General features: G+C 74.4%; 11 protein-coding genes. 7 read left to right on the forward strand and 4 right to left on the reverse strand.

Translation table 11 applies throughout. The features are described from left to right. Positions 1–190: 190 nt before the first annotated feature. Together IEY99_RS25535 and IEY99_RS25540 are read right to left on the reverse strand one after the other, a co-directional pair. Complete coding sequence (locus tag IEY99_RS25535; protein WP_189206615.1) at positions 191–5,416, reverse strand: diguanylate cyclase; 5,226 nt, start codon at positions 5,414–5,416, stop codon at positions 191–193. Between the two features lie 187 nt (positions 5,417–5,603). Then, on the reverse strand, positions 5,604–6,158 hold the full coding sequence (locus IEY99_RS25540) for a DUF3455 domain-containing protein (protein WP_229799240.1): 555 nt from the start codon (positions 6,156–6,158) through the stop codon (positions 5,604–5,606). A 209-nt stretch (positions 6,159–6,367) separates the two neighbouring features. Here IEY99_RS25540 and IEY99_RS25545 point away from each other — a divergent pair, with 209 nt between their 5' ends. Beyond that, positions 6,368–7,957 (forward strand): hypothetical protein, encoded by a 1,590-nt coding sequence (locus tag IEY99_RS25545; RefSeq protein ID WP_189206616.1) that lies wholly within the window; start codon positions 6,368–6,370, stop codon positions 7,955–7,957. Positions 7,958–8,030: 73 nt separating this feature from the next. On the opposite strand, the gene IEY99_RS25550 is transcribed toward IEY99_RS25545, so the two are convergent. Further along, complete coding sequence (locus IEY99_RS25550; RefSeq protein ID WP_189206617.1) at positions 8,031–9,593, reverse strand: alpha/beta fold hydrolase; 1,563 nt, start codon at positions 9,591–9,593, stop codon at positions 8,031–8,033. Between the two features lie 125 nt (positions 9,594–9,718). Between IEY99_RS25550 and IEY99_RS25555 the strand changes: the two genes are divergently transcribed. The 6 genes from IEY99_RS25555 to IEY99_RS25580 all read left to right on the forward strand — a co-directional run bounded on the left by IEY99_RS25555 (position 9,719) and on the right by IEY99_RS25580 (position 17,857). Continuing rightward, complete coding sequence (locus IEY99_RS25555; RefSeq protein ID WP_189206618.1) at positions 9,719–10,138, forward strand: hypothetical protein; 420 nt, start codon at positions 9,719–9,721, stop codon at positions 10,136–10,138. Continuing rightward, positions 10,135–11,322 (forward strand): zinc-dependent alcohol dehydrogenase, encoded by a 1,188-nt coding sequence (locus IEY99_RS25560; protein ID WP_189206619.1) that lies wholly within the window; start codon positions 10,135–10,137, stop codon positions 11,320–11,322. Before IEY99_RS25555 ends, IEY99_RS25560 begins: the two co-directional genes overlap by 4 nt. A 224-nt stretch (positions 11,323–11,546) precedes the next feature. Further along, a complete protein-coding gene (locus tag IEY99_RS25565) occupies positions 11,547–14,108 on the forward strand; it encodes an AMP-binding protein (protein WP_189206620.1) in 2,562 nt (853 codons plus the stop codon). A gap of 46 nt (positions 14,109–14,154) precedes the next feature. Further along, positions 14,155–15,198 carry an iron ABC transporter substrate-binding protein gene (locus IEY99_RS25570; RefSeq protein WP_189206621.1) on the forward strand — a complete coding sequence of 348 codons (1,044 nt, stop codon included), beginning with the start codon at positions 14,155–14,157 and terminating at the stop codon, positions 15,196–15,198. Positions 15,199–15,245: 47 nt separating this feature from the next. Continuing rightward, on the forward strand, positions 15,246–16,805 hold the full coding sequence (locus IEY99_RS25575) for an ABC transporter permease (RefSeq protein ID WP_229799267.1): 1,560 nt from the start codon (positions 15,246–15,248) through the stop codon (positions 16,803–16,805). Continuing rightward, positions 16,802–17,857 carry an ABC transporter ATP-binding protein gene (locus tag IEY99_RS25580; RefSeq protein ID WP_189206622.1) on the forward strand — a complete coding sequence of 352 codons (1,056 nt, stop codon included), beginning with the start codon at positions 16,802–16,804 and terminating at the stop codon, positions 17,855–17,857. The genes IEY99_RS25575 and IEY99_RS25580 overlap by 4 nt, the downstream gene beginning before the upstream one ends. 13 nt (positions 17,858–17,870) lie before the next feature. On the opposite strand, the gene IEY99_RS25585 is transcribed toward IEY99_RS25580, so the two are convergent. Then, positions 17,871–18,041 (reverse strand): antitoxin, encoded by a 171-nt coding sequence (locus IEY99_RS25585; protein WP_229799268.1) that lies wholly within the window; start codon positions 18,039–18,041, stop codon positions 17,871–17,873. Positions 18,042–18,093: the final 52 nt, after the last annotated feature.

An 18,093-nucleotide genomic window follows, 5' to 3' on the forward strand; every position in this document is an offset into this window, starting at 1 on the left:
GACGCGGGCCGCATGGACGCTCGGGCAAGCTAGCCGGTCTCCCGGCCGCTGACAAGCACGCGCCGCTATGACGGATCCCTCACCGCCGATGCCTGCGCTGGTCAGAGCGTTTCCGGCTCCGCCGCGGGCATGCGGCGGCTGGCGCGTGGAGAATATCCATGCTTCGATCTTGGCCGCCGTGCCGGCGAGGTCAGGCCAGGACCACCCGGTTCCGGCCGGCTTCCTTCGCCTGGTACAGCGCGTGGTCCGCGCGGGCGAGCAGCGTGTCCAGATCGTCGTCGTCCGGGTTCAGGCGGGCCATTCCCAGGCTGATCGTCACGGGGACGGGACCCACCCGGGTGGCGATCGGCTCGGTGGCCACCATGGCGCGCGTCCGCTCGGCCACGGTCTGCTCCTCGCCGCCGCAGTCGGGCAGCACGACCGCGAACTCCTCGCCGCCGTAGCGGCCGAGCACGTCGGACTGCCGGACGCTCAGGCCGAGCCGGCGGGCGACCTCGCGGATGACGTCGTCCCCCGCGCCGTGGCCGTACGTGTCGTTGACCTTCTTGAAGTGGTCGATGTCCAGCATGATCGCGGCGAGCGGCCGTTCGCTGCGCCGGGCCACGTTGACCAGCGTCTCCGCCAGGTCGTGGAAGTGCCGGCGGTTCGCCACCCCGGTCAGGCCGTCGGTGGTGGCGAGCTCCTGGACCCGGCTGAACAACTGGGCGTTGTCGTAGGCGCTGGCGCCCTGGCTGGCCAGGGCGGCCGCGACCTCGCGGGCGGCCGCGTCCAGCTCCGCGCCGGGCAGGAAGACCACGGCGATGAGCCGGTCGCGGGCCAGGACCGGCACGGTCAGCGCCGGCGCATCCGCGGCGAGCGGCCCGGTCAGCTCCGCCGGTGCCGGCGCGAGCTCCGGCCGGCCGGTGGCCAGCCGCGCCGCGAACTCCGTCGCGGACGCCAGGTCGAGATGGGTGCCCAGCAGTCCCTGGTCGACAGCGCCGCGAGTGGCGACCACCGTCAGCAGGGTGCCGTCGGCTCGCATCAGGCAGCCGCCGGCCGCGCCGGACCACTCGACGAGGGTGGCGAACAGCCGATCCAGGACCGCGCCCGGGTCGTGCAGCCCGCCCAGCTCGGCGAGGCTGGTGCGCAGCAGCTCGGCCACCTCCTGCTGGCGGCGCGCGGTGCGTACGGCGGCGTCGAGCTGGGCGGCGCGGGCCGTCTCCAGGGCCACCGCGACGTGGCTGACGACCGCGGTGAGCACGTCCGCGTCGGCCTCGGTGAAGATGCCCCGGGCGAGCCGGCTGTCGAGGTAGACCACGCCGGTCATCCGGCCGCCCTGCAGCACCGGGGCGACGATGATGCTGCGCAGCCCGTGCGCCACCACGCTGCGCGAGCCCAGCGCCGCGCCGTGCTCGGTGCCGGTGACCACCACCGCCTGTCCGGACTCGCGTACCCGTTCGAGCAGGGTGGAGCCGTAGTCGGTGACCGACTCCAGGTCGGCGCCGGTGGCGTCGCGCCCGGCGAAGCGGCGTAGCTCGCCGTCGTCGTCGCAGATGAACAGCAGCGCCCGCTCCGCGCCGAGGATGCGCAGCGTCTCGTCGAGCGCGACGCGGGCCAGTTCCACCGGGTCGAGGACCGTGGCCGCGGCCACGCTGATCTGCTGCAGCGCCTCCAGCCTGCGGTTGCGGTGGGGGTCCGTGGCGCCGGTGCTCGTGTACGAGTGGCGCCTGCTCAACTGGGTCCTGGCGACCATCCCGAACTCGGCCCGTACCTGACGGGCCCGGTGGTCCCAGCCCTGCGCCTCGGCGAGGTGGTGCGCCTGCTGGGCCTGCCGCCCGGCGGCGCCGTGGTGGCCCAGCCGGCGCAGCGCGCGCGCCCGGATGCGGGCTGCGTCGAACTCCAGCAGCGGGGCGTCGAGCACCCAGGTGTCCCGCTCGGTGCGGGTCACCGCGGCGAGCGCCTCGGCCGGCTTGCCGGACTGCTCCAGCAGCGCCGCCCCGGCCAGTCCGTGGATCGCCTTGGACAGCGGCGTGATGGCGGCCCGGCCGAGGTCACGGATCGCCCGCCGGGCGGCGGCCAGCCGGGCCGGTCGCTCGTCCGGCGTGGCGAGCCGGCACTGTGCCAGCCGGCCGACCGCGGCCAGCACGTAGAACCAGCGGTGGATGACGGACATCTCCGCGCGGCGCAGCCCGAGCGCCTCGAACTCGGCGACCGCCGCCTCGAACGGCTCGCCGAACTCGCCCTCCTCGACCACGACGCACAGCTGGGCGACCGCGATGTTGCCCCGCTCGCCGGGGGTGGCGTCGGCCGGCACGGCCGCCCGGATGGCGGCCAGCGCGCGGGCGGCCTCGGCCGGCCGTCCCTGCATCGCCGGGGCCATCACGCCGAGCAGCGAGAAGTAGTCGGCGGCGAGCCGGGTCGTGCCCGGCGGCAGCAGGGACAGACCGCGCTCGTGCGCGGCCCGGGACTGCTCGACGTGGCCGCAGAGCAGCTTGCGGATGCCGAGGAAGCTGTAGCTGAACAGGAACTGCGGCGGGTCCAGCCAGCGGGCGTCGCGGTGGATGGCCCGCTCCCACTCGGTGCCGTCGTCGGCGCCGGTGACGAAGCGGTTCATGCCGCACAGCCAGTTCACGAAGGCGATCAGCGCCGGGTCGCCGGTCCGCTCGGCGGCGTGTGCGCCCCGTGCCAGGCACCGGGCCGCGCTGCGGTGCACCTTCGCCAGCCCCAGCACGTAGCCGAGCAGGGCGTACACCCGGGCGTAGGCCGTACCCGGGCCCAGGCGGTTGACCGAGTACAGCGCCTGCAGCAGGAACAGGATCGACGGTACGACCTGCTGCACGGTCGCCGCGCCGTAGCCGGCGCCGTACAGCAGCATCGCCCGGCGCTCCAGGTCGGCCCGGCGCTCGCCGTCGACGGTGCCGGCGCCCAGGCCGGTGCGGCGGACCACGCCACCCGCGATCGCGCTGCCCAGCGCGGACAGCAGCCGGGCCAGGCCGTGCCCGGGAAGCGGGTGACCCAGCTCGGCCAGGGCGCGGGTGGTCGCCGCCACCGCGGCGGCGCCGGCGAACGCGTCGTGCTCCACCTCGGCGAGGGTGCCCCACAGCCGGGACCGTGCGGCCGGGTCGGCCTCGGCGTCGAGCGCCGTGCGCAGCACCTCGCGGGCCGCCTCGAAGCGGGCGGTACGCAGGTAGGCGAGCGCCAGCGCATGGGCGACCTCGGTCGGCAGCGGCCGCCCGGACCGCGCGGCGGCGGCGCGGGCGCGTTCCAGGTGCTCGACGGCGTCGCCCGGGGCCCGGTCGGCCAGCGCCCGCCGGCCGGCGGCGACCGCGGTGCGGTACAGCACCTCGGGGTCGGTCGCCGCGCCGCCGTGCGCGTAGTGGTGTGCCACGGCGTAGACGTGCGGCGCATCCTGCGCATCCGGCGTCAGTGCCTCCAGCGTCGTGGCGAGGCGGTGGTGCAGCCGCTCCACCTCCGCCGGTGCCAGCTCGGCGAGCAGCGCCTCGGGCAGGGCGGGGTGCACGAACGCGTAGCGGCCGCCGGCGCCGCCCTCGACCAGGCCGCGCGCCGTGGCCGCGCCGATCGCCTCGGCGACGACGTCCGCCGGCAGGTCGCCGGCGGCCGCCACCAGGTCGAAGCGGAAGCGCACGCCGGCCACCGCGGCGACCCGCAGGACCGCCCGGTGCTCCGGCTCGACCTCGGCCAGCCGGGCCACGACCAGGTCCCGGCCGCTGCCCGCCGGAAGCTCGTGCAGGCGTCCTGGGTCGAACTGCCACTCTCCCCAGTGCGGGACCAGCAGGCCGCGGTCGGTCAGGGCACGCACGTACTCGACCGCGGCGAGCGGCAGTCCACCGCTGCGGGCGGCGACGTGGGCGGCCAGCTCCGCGGGGACGGCGGCGCCCGGGAGCCGGGCCGCCAGCAGACCTGCCACCTCGCTCTCGGCGAGCGGGGACAGCGCCACGGTGGTGTCCAGCGCCCGGCCGCAGCTCTGCCGTACGGCGGCGAGGCCGGACCCGTCCGGTGCGGTCACCACCACCAGCAGCGGCGCCTGCGCGATCCCCGCGGCGAGCGCGGCCAGCACCCGCTGACCGGCCGGGTCGAGCCAGTGGGCGTCGTCGAGCACCAGCACCGCGCCGCCGTGCTCGCACGCCAGCTCGGTGAGGAAGGCCGCCACCGCGGCGGCCAGCCGCTCGTCGCGCCCGTCGGAAGGCTCGGCGCTCATGTCGCCGAGCAGGTCGGCGAGCGCCGGGGAGACCGTGCGGACCAGGGCGGCGCCGGCCGTCTCCGCGGCCCGGCGCGCCAGGGCGCGGTCGCTGTCCCGCGCCTCGGGAGCCAGCCGGTCGAGCCCCCGCAGGTATCCGTCGATGGCGTCCCGCAGAGCGGCCATCGGTGCCTCGACGTCCGGCGAGCAGCGCGCGTGCAGGGCCGGCTTCGCGTCGTCGTCCCGCGTGCCGAGCTGGGCGGCCAGCGCGCTGCGGCCGACGCCGGGCGGGCCGTGCACCACCGCGATCCCGCCGGTGCCGGCCTGCGCGGTGGCCCGGCGGGCGGTCAGGACGGTCAGCTCGCGCTCGCGTCCGACCAGCGGGGGTGTCGCCGGCGGGGCCGCGTCACCGCCGGTCTGGCGGCGCAGCGCGGCCAGCAGGGCGGGTGCGTCCGGGAACCGGTCGTCGGGGTCCTTGGCCAGCAGCCGCGCCACGATGCCGGCGAGCCCGGCGTCGACCTGCGGCCGCAGCGTACGGACGTCCGGGGCGGGGGTGACGGTGTGCATCCGCAGCAGCTCGCCGACGCTGGACGCGGTGAACGGCGGTTGCCCGGTCAGGCACTCGAACAGCACCACGCCGAGGGAGTACAGGTCGGAGCGGCCGTCCACCGGCCGCTTGAGCATGCCGGTCTGCTCGGGGGCGGTGTAGCTGAAGGTGCCGACCGCGGTGTGCTCGGCGTCCGGTTCGTCGCCGAGGGCGGCCAGCCCGAAGTCGATCAGCACCGCCGGGCCGTCGGCGGGCACGATGATGTTCTGCGGCTTGAGGTCGCGATGCACCAGGCCGGTACGGTGGGCGGCGCTCAGGGCGCCGGCCAGCTCCATGCCGAGCTGCGCGGTCCGGGCCTGCGACAGCGGTCCGTCGGCGAGCAGTTCGGCCAGCGGGCGGCCTTCGACGAGCTCGGTGACCAGCGCGGCGCGGCCCTCGTACAGGCCGGTGGCGCGGGCCCGTACCACGCCGGGGTGGTCGACGCAGGCGAGCAGGGCCGCCTCGCGCCGGAAGGCCAGCAGGGCGGCCGCCTCGTCGGCGGCGTCGCGCTGCTGCTTGACGGCGTACCGCTGGTCGCCGCGGCGCACGACGTGTACGACGGTGTGCGCGCCGTGGCCGAGCAGCTCCTCGGTCACCAGGCCGGTCAGCTCTGCCGCGGCCGACCCCGGCGCCGGTACGCCCTGTCCCGCCACGCCGACACCTCACGTTCTCGCCGAACCCCACCCCATGATCGGCCGAAAGGGCGCGCATCTGAGGGTTCGGGACCCGGTGTCCGGATCCGGGCGCCCGGAGCGCCGCCCGGTCATCCACGATCACCGGAGGAGCCGGCCCCGGCGCGCCCGTGCGCACCGGGGCGGCACCTCCGGCGCGGACCGGTGGTCAGCCCCAGAACACGTAGCGGGCACCGTACGGGACGGCGACGGTCTCGCCCGGCGTGCAGGCGCGGGCCGGAGCGACGCCGCCCGAGGTGGAGAGCCGCTGGATGTAGGCCGCGTCCGCGAGGATGCCGTCGGCCGGGCCCGCGTGGCTGGTGACCTCCAAAAGCAGCTCGGGGATCGTGCCCGGGCGCGGCAGCTCGCCCACCTTCGCGGCCTTCACCAGCGACCCGTCGCGCTCGGACTGCCAGCTCGGCCCGGCGAAGTGGTGGACGCGCCCGCCGGTGCCGGCGAGCATGGCCTCCGGCACCGAGGGGCCGGCGAACGCGCCGCCGGCGTTGCAGGTGTAGGTCTGCGTCCCGCTGATCACCCGGTACGCGCCGATCCTGCGCACCCCCGGGGGCGGCGTGATGGGCGAGGGCGTGGCGCTGACGCTGGGCCTGGGCCGGGGGAGGGCCTGCTCGGCGGCGGAGGCCTGGACGCTCACGGCGGTGACGGCGCCGAGGACGGCGACGGCGGCGCCGCCGAGGATCGCGGTACGACGTGGGGTTCGCAGCACAGTGGGCTCCTACGACGGAAGGTCGGCACTGGGCCGACGCGGGTGTCGAGGTTGGACACGGAGCCGTCCCCGCTCCCGGTTCATCGACCTGTCCGAATGGACTCCGGAGTCCGGCCGTTCGGCCAACCCGCCAGGGGCGACGTGCCGGTGCTCGTTCCTGATCTCTAGGATGCGAATGCTTCGATGCCAGGTCTTCACGGGAGGAACCCATGCACCACCCTTCGGCCCGGCGGCTGCTCGCCGGACTGGCCGCCGCGGGCGCGGCCGCCCTCGGCCTGGCCGCCCCGGCCCAGGCGGCACCCGCCGCCACCGTCGACGTGAGTCTGTCCGCCGTCACCGTCGGGATCGGTGCGCAGACCGAACTCCGGCCCGTCCTCTCCGCGGACCGCGAGGTCAGCCTCTCCGGCGCCACCATGACCTACCAGCTCTCCGGCGATCTCGCCGGAGCCGGCCTGGTGGCCGGGGACGAGGACTGCGCCGTCGCCTCGCCGGCCACCCTCACCTGCAGCACGCCCTTCGAGGTGGAGTTCGGTCCCGAGGGAGCCGTCGGCTACCTCGGCGCCCGGCTCCAGGCGGCCCGGACCGCCGTCGCCGGCGCGACGGGCACGCTGACCGTGACCTTCGCCGCCGAGGGTGTGACCCCGGTGAGCGACACCGCCACGGTGACCGTGGCCGAGGGCGTCGACCTCACCGCCGCCGAGCCCGACCGGGAGATCCGGCTCGAGCCCGGCGCGACCTTCACCGCGGCACTCGCGGTGGCGAACGCCGGCGACCGGACCGTCCGCGGCGCGGGCCTGTTCTTCGCCACCGACTACGCCTTCCAGGCCACCCGGAAGTACCGCAACTGCCTCTACGTGGACGACCGCCTGCGCGGTTGCCTGTTCGACCAGGCCATCGAGCCCGGTGGGCGGTACGGCACGACCGTGCCCTACCGGCTGCGCAAGGACACGTACGCCCCCAGCTACATCGGCGGCGAGTTCCAGTGGATGACCACCGAGGCGTACCGCGACCTCGTCGCCGGCCTGCGCGAGGCCGGTACGCCCGGCGACGGCCCGGCGCTGAAGCTGGAGCCGAAGCCGGCACCGCGGCGCGCGGCCGCCGCACCGCAGACCGACATCGACCCGGACGACAACTGGCAGCGGCTCACCGTCGCGGCCACCGGCAAGCGGGGCGCGGACGTCGCCGCGGTCGGCGGCCGGTTCTCCGGCGCGGCCGGCGCCACCGTGGACGCCGCGGTCGGCCTGCGCAACAACGGCCCGGCCACCCTGGACACCGGCCGCCGCGGCGGCCCGGCCAGCGTCGCCGTCGTCACCATCCCGGCCGGTGCCAAGGTCGTCACCGTGCCGGCCGGCTGCCGCCTCGTCGACGGCGAGGAGTGGCCCGCCAGCAAGGCGGTGCGGTACTACTGCGAGACGGGTTTCCTGTTCCGCGCCGGTGAGACCGTGACGTGGACGTTCGGCCTGCTCGTCGAGAAGGTGGTTCCGGACGCGGCAGGCGCGGTCGAGGCCAATCCGGACTGTCCGTGCGAGCGCTTCACCCAGGATCTGAAGAAGGCCAACGACAAGGCCGCGCTGATCCTCCACCCGACCGGCAAGCCCGGCAGCACGGGCGGCGCGGGCAGCGGCGACGATGGCCAGGGCAGCGGTGGTCAGGGTAGCGGCGGCCAGGGCGGCGGGAGCGGCGGGCTGCCGGTCACCGGGCCGCGGAGCGCGGCCGTCGCCGGGGCGGGCGTGCTGCTCGTGGCGGCGGGCGTGGCCGGGCTCGCGGCGACGCGGCGGCGTACCCGCTCCGAGGCCTGATCCGGCTGCCGACGCGGATGGGCGCCACTGCCGTGCAAACGGGTGGCGCCCATCGCTTCCGGTGCCGGAGGGCTCACCGCAGGGGCAGGTCCAGCCAGGACGGGCCGGCGAGCGTGAGCGGTGCGCCCCGGGTGTTGGCGTCGAAGTAGAGCGGGTCCTTGGTGTCCACCACGAGGGCCACCCGATGCCCCGGCTTGATGTCGTACGCCGTCATCGGCAGCGCCAGGTCCACCGTGAACGGCCGGGTGGCGCCGTGCCAGCTGGTGGGTGCGTGGGTGATCAGCCGGCCGACGCCCAGCGAGTCGAGGTCGTAGAGGTACGCGATGACGGTACCGTCCGGCCGTTGCGGGACGATGCCCAGGTGGACCCGGGCGATGCCGCGGACCGGTGCCGCGGTGGCCTGCCGGTCGGACACCCACACGCCGGCGCGCCTGCGGTCGACCGTGGGCAGCCACACCGTCGGGGGAATCCCGGTCAGCTGCTCCAGGCCGTTGCTGACCAGGGCGATGCCGCCGTTCGCGGTGGTGTGCAGGCCGGAGGCGACCCGGTAGGACCAGTCGGTGCCGGTCGCCCGGCCGAGGGTTCCGGTCCTGTCCCACCCGTCGGGCTTGCCGAGCTCCTGCCGCTTGACCTGGGCGGAGACCCCGCCGGTGCCGGCGTAGGACTCCACGGCGCCGGAGCCGTGCGGGCGCATCACCACCGGCGGTTCACGGTCGATGCCGTTGTCCACCTGGCGCAGGTAGCGGTCCAGCCACTGGTGCAGGCTGGTCCAGACGTGGTTGGGCACGCCGAGCAGGCCGGAGATCTCGACCGTGGCGTGGTCGCCGGGGGCCAGCTCCAGCCGCCGGGGGGTCCGCAGATTGTCGAAGAGGTCCACCATCTGGTTGACCGGGAAGATGCTGTCGCCGTAGGCGTGCGCGAGCAGGACGGCCGGGTTGTTGGCGTTGAGCTCGTCGATGCTGTAGCGCACGGATCGGCCCCGGGCCCACTGCTCGCGGTAGTCGTCGTTGCGGCCAGCCCAGTAGTCGTCGAGGATCTGGTCCATCTCGTCCGACGGCTGTCCCACGAGACGGGCGACGGACTGCAGGAAGAAGGCCGCTTGCGGCCGGCGGGTCTCCTCGCCGGACATCGACTCGGCCATGTCGGCCCAGCCGCTCAGGGAGGCGACCGCCCGGAGGCGCTTGTCGTGGGCCGCGGCCAGCAGGCTGATGCCGCCGCCGTAGGAGAGCCCGGCGATGCCGATGCGCTCCGGGTCGACCGGGGTGTGCGCGATCAGCCAGTCGACGGCGGTCGAGGCGTCCGCGATGTCCGGTGGGCCGGCCACCTCGATCTCCCCGCCGGAGAACCAGAATCCCCGTGCGGTGTAGGAGAGGACGACGTACCCGCTCTCGGCCAGCTTGCGGGCCTGCGCCAGGTACTGGAAGTCGTTGAGTCCCCAGCTGGCCACGAAGATGACCCCGGGGTGGCGGCCGGGTGCCGCCGGGGCGATGACGTTGGACTTCAGCGTCACGCCGTCGGTGGCGGTGATGTCGTTCCAGTGGAAACCGGTGGTGGAGGCGGCGGCCTCCGCGCGGGTGAACGGGCCGGCGGTCAGTACGATGAGGAGCACGGCCATCGCGGCGACGAGACGACGCATAGATGAACCTCGATTCCTTGGGGATTACCGCAAGGTAACTTAATCCCGCCTTTCGGACAAGCCCGGCCCTTCGCGTGAAGTCCACTGAGATGTTTGGATGCCCCAGGGCTTGGTATGTCTCCGGTATGCGACGTACTGGAAAGCTCTTGATCGCGGCGGGTGCGGTGGCGACCGCCGCCACCGTCGTCTCCCGGCGACGCTCCCGGCCCCGGGCCGGTGAGGCCGCCCGGCGGCATGTCATCACGGTGTTCCGCCCGTTCGACGAGCTGACCGCGGCGCAGCTGCCGGGCTCGCTCACCGAGCTGGGTGACGCCGTCGAGGTGAGCCTGCGGGCCGCGCCGGGCGGCCGCGGCACCGAGATCGCGGTCGCCGCCGTGGGTGACACGTCGCCCGAGCGGATCCGCCGCGCCCTGCGGGAGACCAGGTCGCTGCTGGAGGCGGGCGACGTCCTGCTGCCCGGCGGGCCGCCCACCACGGAGCCGACGCCGCTGAACCGGCCGCTGCGCGCGGCGACCCGGCACGGCCGCGAGGGAGGACTGCTGTGAAGGCGTTGCAATGGCAGGGCGTCGACAAGCTCGCCGTCGGGGAGGTGCCCGATCCGCAACTGCGCAACCCGGGCGACATCATCGTGAAGGTCACCCGGAGCGTCACCTGCGGCTCCGACCTGCACCTGCTCGGCGGCTACATCCCCTTCATGGCCAAGGGTGACGTGCTCGGCCACGAGTTCCTCGGCGAGGTCGTCGAGGTGGGACCCGACGTGCGGCGGCACCGGGTCGGCGACCGGGTGGTGGTCTCCTCCTTCATCTCCTGCGGCCGATGCTGGTACTGCGATCAGGAGCTGTACTCGCTCTGCGACAACGGCAACACCAACCCGGCGATCACCGAGACGTTGTGGGGGCAGGCGCCCGGCGGCTGCTTCGGGTACTCGCATGCCATGGGCGGCAACCCGGGCAGCCACGCCGAGTACATCCGCGTCCCGTTCGCCGACGTGGGCGCCTTCACGGTGCCCGAGGCGGTCAGCGACGAGCGGGCCCTGTTCGCCTCGGACTCGGCCGCGACGGGCTGGATGGGCGCCGAGCTCGGCGGGGTGAAGCCCGGCGACGTGGTGGCCGTCTGGGGCGCCGGTGCGGTCGGGCAGCTGGCCGCGCGGGCCTCGGCGCTGCTCGGCGCCGACCGGGTCATCGTCATCGACCGGTACCCCAACCGTCTGGACCAGGCCGCCAAGTACGCCGGGGCGGAGACCCTCGACTACACCCGCGACGACGTGGCCGGTGAGCTGCGCGAGCGCAGCGGCGGCCGGGGGCCGGACGTGTGCATCGAGGCGGTCGGCATGGAGGCGCACACCCCCGGCCCGCAGTTCGCCTACGACCAGCTCAAGCAGCAGCTGCGCCTGCAGACCGACCGGCCCGCCGCGGTGCGCGACGCGATCCACGCGTGCCGCAAGGGCGGTTCGGTGTTCGTGCTCGGCGTCTACGCCGGCTTCGTCGACAAGTTCCCGCTGGGTGCGCTGATGAACAAGGGCCTGACCGTACGCGGCGCCCAGATGCACGGTCAGCGCTACATTCCGATGTTGCTGGAGCGCATGGCCCGCGGCGAGCTGGTGACCGAGCACCTCGCGACCCACGTGATGCCGCTCAGCCGGGCACCCGAGGGATACCGGATCTTCAAGGAGAAGGAGGACGGTTGCGTCCGGGCGGTATTTCTGCCCCACGCGGCGGACAATGCGTAGGCATCACCATTGTCGACGCATTTCCGAATGCGGGGCGGTGTTCCACGGAAATGGTGCATCCGCCGTGTCCACCGAGGTCAGCGCCCGCCTTCCGGAGTTCGACGTCGATCGCAAGATCAATTCATGTACGCCGGAAGGCGGCTCGCCGGGCGCCGGGGTGTGGATCCCGTCTCCCTCGTTCGGGGGATTAGGTAGTTAGGGAAGGCTTAGTTTATCGTCGCCCCATGCCCGGCCCGCTCGACCTCGACGCACCCGCCCCGCGCCTGCTGCTGGGCCGGGACCTCGCCGCGTTCGGCGAGCGCACCGCGCTGGTCACCGCGGACGAGGAGATCTCGTACGCGGAACTCGCGGCGCGGGTGGAACGGGCCGCCGCGGCGCTCGGGGCCACCCGCCGGCTGGTGCTGGTCGCGGGCGCGAACACCGTCGACGCGGTGGTGGGATACCTCGGTGTGCTCGCCGCCGGTCACGTGGTGCTGCTCGTCCCGGACGAGGACCGGGTGGTCGAGTCGCTGATCCGGGCATATGACCCGGACGTGGTGTGCCGGACCGTCGGCGGAGTGTGGCGCCACGTCGAGCGGCGGCCCGGCTCGGCCCACGAGCTGCACCCCGACCTGGCGCTACTGCTCAGCACGTCCGGCTCGACCGGCTCGCCGAAGCTCGTGCGGCTGTCGTACGAGAATCTGCGCGCCAACGCCGAGTCGATCGCCACCTACCTCGGCATCCGCGACGACGACCGGGCGGCGACCACGCTGCCCCTGCACTATTGCTACGGCCTGTCCGTGCTGCACAGCAATCTGGTCCGCGGCGCCGGGATCATCCTGACCGGGCTGTCGGTCGCCGACGCCTGCTTCTGGGAGCTGTTCCGCGCGGCGCGGGGCACCGCCATCGCCGGCGTGCCGTACACGTTCACGCTGCTGGACCGGGTCGGGTTCCCCGCCATGGAGCTGCCGCACCTGCGCTACGTGACGCAGGCCGGCGGCCCGATGCCGCCCGAGCAGGTGCGGCGCTACGCCGAGCTGGGGCGGCGGCGCGGATTCCAGCTCTTCGTCATGTACGGGCAGACCGAGGCGACCGCGCGGATGGCGTACCTGCCGCCGGACCAGGCGCTGGCGCATCCGTCCGCGATCGGCGTGCCCGTGCCGGGTGGGGCGTTGCGGCTGGCCCCGATCGACGGGGCGCCCGGCGGCGACGGCGTCGGGGAACTGGTCTACTCGGGTCCCAACGTGATGCTGGGGTACGCCGGACGGCCGGCCGACCTGGCCCTCGGCCGTACCGTGCACGAGCTGTTCACCGGGGACCTGGCGCGGCGCACCGACGGAGGCCTGTTCGAGATCGTCGGCCGGCGCAGCCGCTTCGCGAAGCTGTTCGGGATCCGCATCGACCTGCACCACCTGGAGGCGGGCCTGGAGTCCGGCGGCATCCGGGCCTGCTGCGTGGCCGGTGAGGACGAGCTGGTCGTGGCGATCGAGCAGGAGGAGCGTCGCGAGGACGCCCGGCGGCTGGTGGCCGCGAGCTGCAAGGTGCCGGCCCGGTCCGTACGCGTGCTGGTGCTGCCGGAACTGCCGCGCCTGGCGTCGGGCAAGGTCGACCTCCAGGCGGTCGCGGCGCTGGCCGCCGCGCCGGTCCCGGCGGCGCCCGCCGCGGCGCACGGCACGGACCTGCGCCTGCTGTACGCCGAGATCCTCGACCGCGCCGACGTCACCGACGACAGCACCTTCGTCGGGCTCGGAGGCGACTCGCTGTCGTACGTCGAGATGTCGGTACGTCTCGAACAGGTCCTCGGCGTGCTCCCGGTGGGCTGGCACACCATGCCGATCCGCCGGCTGCGCGAGGGCGCCGGCGCGCCGGCGCCGCGCCGGCGTCGCACGCTCGACACCGGTGTCGCCCTGCGGGCCGTCGCCATCGTCCTGATCGTCGGTACGCACGCCGATCTGTTCACCGTGCGCGGCGGCGCGCACCTGCTGCTCGCGCTGGCCGGGTTCAACTTCGCGCGCTTCCATCTCACCGAGGCTCCGCGGGAGACGCGCATCCGGCACCTGGGCGCATCCGTGGCCCGCATCGCCGTGCCGTCGTCGCTGTACCTGGCGGTGGTGGCCCTGGTCGACCACAAGTACAGCTGGCAGAACGCGCTGCTGCTCAACGAGGCCATCGGCCCCCGCTTCGGCGCGCAGCGGCACTACTGGTTCGTCGAGACCCTGGTGTACCTGCTGGTGGCGCTGGCGGCGGTGCTCGCGATCCGCAGGATGGACCGGTGGGAGCGGCGGTGGCCGTTCCTGCTGCCCGTGGTGCTGCTGGCCGTCGGCCTCACCGTCCGTTACGACCTGATTCCGCTCAGCTTCTCGGACAATCTCACCACACCGGCGACGCTGTTCTGGTTCTTCGCCCTCGGCTGGGCGGTCGCCAAGGCGGACGTCCCGTGGCGGCGCCTGCTGGTCACCGCGGCCGGCATCGTGGCGGTGATCGGCTATTTCGGCAACCCGCTGCGCGAGACGGTGATCGCCGCCGGCCTGGTGCTGCTGGCCTGGGTCCCGCACCTGCCGAGCCTGCCCGGGGTGAACCGGGTGGCCGGGCTGCTGGCGAGCAGCTCGCTCTACATCTATCTGGTCCACTGGCAGGTCTATCCACCCCTGCAAGGGTTCTCCCCGCTGCTGGCCACGCTGGCGTCCGTGGTCGCGGGCGTCGCGCTCGGCGCCGCGGTGGGACGGGCCACGCAGCGGCTGGGCGGACTCCGGCTCCGGCACCGCGCACCGGTCGTGTCCGGTCCCCGGTGTGCCCTCGCCGACTGACCGACGACTTGCCGACGAACCCCCTCAATTTCGCGAAGGAGAAACCGTGCGGACCTGGAGTGCAAGACCCGCCCTGCTGACGGCGCTGTGTGCCGTCCTGCTGACGGGAACGGCCGCCTGCGGCGGTGAACCCGAGAGCGAACCGGGCGACAAGACGGTCGTCCTCTACAGCGGCCGGAACGAGGCGCTGGTCAAGCCGTTGTTCGAGATGTTCGAGAAGAAGACCGGCATCGAGATCGAGGCCCGGTACGGCTCGACCGCGCAGATGGCGGCCCAGCTCGCCGAGGAGGGCGAGAAGTCGCCGGCCGAGGCGTTCCTGTCGCAGGACGCCGGCGGCCTCGGCGCGGTCAACAAGAAGGGCCTGCTCGCCACGCTGCCCACCGAGCTGACCGCGAAGGTGCCGGCGACCTATCGGGCCAAGGACGGCAACTGGGTGGGCGTCACCGCGCGGTCCCGGGTCCTGGTCTACAACCCGAGCCTGGTCAAGAAGGAGGAGCTGCCTCCCTCGGTGTTCGACCTGACCGATCCCAAGTGGAAGGGCAAGGTGGCGATCGCGCCCACCAACGGCTCCTTCCAGGCCTTCGTGACCGCGGTCCGGGTGCAGCACGGCGAGGACAAGGCGAAGGAGTTCTTCTCCGGGCTCAAGGCCAACGACGTGCAGATCCGGGACAACAACATCGCCATCGTGGAGGACGTGGAGGCCGGCAAGGTGCCGGTCGGCCTGGTCAACCACTACTACCTCGGCGAGGTGGCCAAGGAGCGCGGCACCACGCCCGACAAGCTCGCCGCGAAGCTGCACTTCTTCGCCGCCGGCGACAGCGGCGCCATGGTCAACGCCTCCGGCATCGGCGTGCTGCGCCGCTCGGCCACCGACCCGGACGTCCGGGCGCTGCTCGACTACCTGCTCTCCACCGAGGCGCAGACCTGGTTCGCCCGGACGACGTACGAATACCCGCTGGTCGGTGGCGCCCCGGCACCCGCGTACGTGCCGCCGCTGGCCGAGCTGAAGGTGCCGGACATCGACCTGAACGACCTCGAGACCCTCGAGGCCAGCATCGCCCTGATCAAGTCGACGGGACTGACGCCCTGACCATCGTGACCTCCCCGGCGCGGCGGGTGCGCCACGACGCGCCCGCCGTGGCCGCGTGGCGCCGGGCGGCACGGCGGTGGGCGCCGCGTCCGGTCCTGCTGACCGCCGCGGCGCTGGCCGTGTCGGTAGCCCTGCTGCCGCTGGTCTACCTGCTCGTCCGCGCCGGTGAGGCCGGCGCCGACCGGGTCGCGGCGGAACTGCTCACCGCCCGGGTCGGCGAGCTCGCCGCGCGCAGCCTGGGCCTGGCCGCCGTGGTGACCGCGGCGTGCACGGTGCTCGGCGTCGGCACGGCGTTCCTGGTCACCCGCACCGACCTCCCGGCCTCGCGGCTGTTCTCCGTGCTGGCCGCCCTGCCCCTGGCGGTGCCCACCTACATCGCCGCCTTCACCTGGATCTCGACGGTGGACGGGTTCGCCGGCTTCTGGGCCTCCGCGCTGGTGCTGGTGCTGTGCTGCTACCCGTACATGTTCCTGCCGGTGGCCGCGACGCTGCACCGGGCCGATCCGGCACAGGAGGACGTCGCCCGCTCGCTGGGACACCACCCCTGGCGGACGTTCCGCTCGGTCACCCTGCCCCAGCTGCGCCCGGCGGTGGCCGGCGGCGCGCTGCTCGTGGCGCTGTACGTGCTCTCCGACTTCGGGGCCGTGGCGCTGCTGCGTACCGACACCTTCACCCGGGCCGTCTTCACCGCCCTGGAGCTCGGCTTCGACCGCACCGGCGCGCTCGTGCTCTCCACGGTGCTGGTCGCGCTCACCACGCTGCTGCTGGCCGGCGAGTCGCTCACCCGCCGCCGCAGCGCCCGGTACGCCCCGGTGGGATCCGGCGCGCGCCGCCCCAGCGTGCGGATCGGGCTCGGCCGGTGGCGGTGGCCGGTCACCCTGCTGCTCGGCTCGGTGTCGGCGCTGGCGCTGGGCGTACCCGCGGTGAGCCTGACGAAGCGCCTCGTCGCCGGGGTGTCCCGGCCCGGCTCGCTGGCCGAGATGGCCTGGGCCGCCGGCAACTCGCTGACCGTGTCCGCCGCCGGCGCGCTGCTGACCATGCTGCTGGCCCTGCCGATCGGCCTGGCCGCCGCCCGCGCGCCCGGGCCGCTGGCGGCCTTCGTCGACCGGCTGGGCTACCTCACGCACGCCCTGCCCGGCGTGGTGATCGGGCTGTCGCTCGTCTTCTTCGGCATCCACGTCGCCTATCCGCTGTACCAGACCCGCTGGCTGCTCATGCTGGCGTACGCGGCGCTCTTCCTGCCGCTCGCCGTCGCCTCCGTGGGGGCCGCGGCGGCGCAGGCGCCCCCGGTGCTCGACGACGTCGCCCGCAGCCTGGGCCGCTCGCCCTGGCGGGTCTTCGCCTCGGTCACCGCGCCGCTGGTCGCGCCCGGTATCGCCGCCGGCACCGCGCTCGTCTTCCTCACCTGCATGAAGGAGCTGCCGGCCACGCTGCTGCTGCGGCCCACCGGCATGGACACGCTCGCCACCGAGCTGTGGACGCACACCACGGTCGCGGCGTACGCGGCCGCCGCCCCGTACGCCGCGCTGCTCGTCCTGCTGTCCGCGATCCCCGCCTGGTTCCTCGCCGCCCGCAGCGGCGCGATCGGCCCTCGAGGAGACCGATGACCGCCCTCACCGTGACGGCCGCCCGCAAGAGCTTCGGCGCCGTACCCGCCCTGGCCGACGTCGGCCTGTCCGTGCCGGCCGGCGAGCTGGCCGCGGTGCTCGGGCCGTCCGGCTGCGGCAAGACCACCCTGCTGCGCTGCATCGCCGGCCTGGAACGCCTCGACGCCGGCGAGATCCGGGTGGCCGGGTCCCTGGTCGCCGGGGCGCGGACGCACGTGCCGGCCCACCGCCGGCGGGTCGCCCTGGTGCCCCAGGAAGGCGCGTTGTTCCCCCATCTGTCCGTGGCCGGCAACGTCGAGTACGGCCTCGACCGCGCCGGGCGCCGCTCCGGCCGGGCCGACGAGGTGCTCGCGCTGGTCGGACTCGACGGCTACCAGCGCCGGATGCCGCACGAGCTCTCCGGTGGCCAGCAGCAGCGGGTCGCCCTGGCCCGGGCGCTGGCGCCGCGTCCCCGGCTGATCCTGCTCGACGAGCCGTTCAGCGCGCTGGACGCGGGCCTGCGCAGCAGCCTGCGGCAGGACGTCCGGACGGCGCTGCGCGCGGACGGCGCCACCGCGGTGCTCGTCACCCACGACCAGGCCGAGGCGCTGTCGCTGGCCGACCACGTCGTGGTGATGCGCGACGGCAGGGTCGTGCAGGACGGCCCGCCCACCGGCGTGTACGCGGCACCGGCCGACCCCTGGGTCGCCCGGTTCGTCGGCGACGCGATGCTGCTGCCCGGCGTGGTCCGCGACGGGCGGGCCCATACCGCGGCCGGTGCGGCGCCGCTGCACGGCGGCGCCGGCGCCGGTGGGCATCGGGTGACGGTTCTGGTGCGGCCGGAACAGGTGCGTCTCACGCCGGTCGAGGCGCCGGGGGCCGGCGAGCCGACCGCCCGGGTGCTGCGGCACAACTTCCACGGGCACGACTCGCTGACCGTGGTGCGCCTCGACGACGGCACCGAGCTGCAGTGCCGCCGGCTCAACGACGGGGCGACGGTCGGGCTGGGCTCGGCCGTGCGGGTGAGCATCCACGGCTCGGTGCTCGCCTGGCACGCCGACGAGGCCGGGTGAGCCCCTCGCCGTCCTACTGCTGGGTGTCTCCGGCGCCGGTGCGCTTCTGCGCCTCGTCGACGCCCTTGTCGATCTGCGCCGAGTATTTGTCACCCGTACGCTGGTCCACCTGGTCGCCGGCCTGCTGAATCGCCTGGTCGACCTGCTGGTCGTGGTCGTCGGCGAATTCCTTGACCTTGTCCATGAAACCCACGGTGCACTCCTTCGCCTCGGATGTCGCGAAGGCGGATACCCGA

The organism is Couchioplanes azureus (genome assembly GCF_014648355.1).
Taxonomy (GTDB): Bacteria; Actinomycetota; Actinomycetes; order Mycobacteriales; family Micromonosporaceae; genus Actinoplanes; species Actinoplanes azureus.

What these genes read in the sequence shown, in the direction of transcription:
- IEY99_RS25545 (WP_189206616.1), top strand. Translation starts at nt 6,368, where the DNA reads ATGCACCACCCTTCGGCCCGGCGGCTGCTCGCCGGACTGGCCGCCGCG.
- IEY99_RS25550 (WP_189206617.1), bottom strand. Translation starts at nt 9,593, where the DNA reads ATGCGTCGTCTCGTCGCCGCGATGGCCGTGCTCCTCATCGTACTGACC.
- IEY99_RS25555 (WP_189206618.1), top strand. Translation starts at nt 9,719, where the DNA reads ATGCGACGTACTGGAAAGCTCTTGATCGCGGCGGGTGCGGTGGCGACC.
- IEY99_RS25565 (WP_189206620.1), top strand. Translation starts at nt 11,547, where the DNA reads ATGCCCGGCCCGCTCGACCTCGACGCACCCGCCCCGCGCCTGCTGCTG.
- IEY99_RS25580 (WP_189206622.1), top strand. Translation starts at nt 16,802, where the DNA reads ATGACCGCCCTCACCGTGACGGCCGCCCGCAAGAGCTTCGGCGCCGTA.
- IEY99_RS25585 (WP_229799268.1), bottom strand. Translation starts at nt 18,041, where the DNA reads ATGGACAAGGTCAAGGAATTCGCCGACGACCACGACCAGCAGGTCGAC.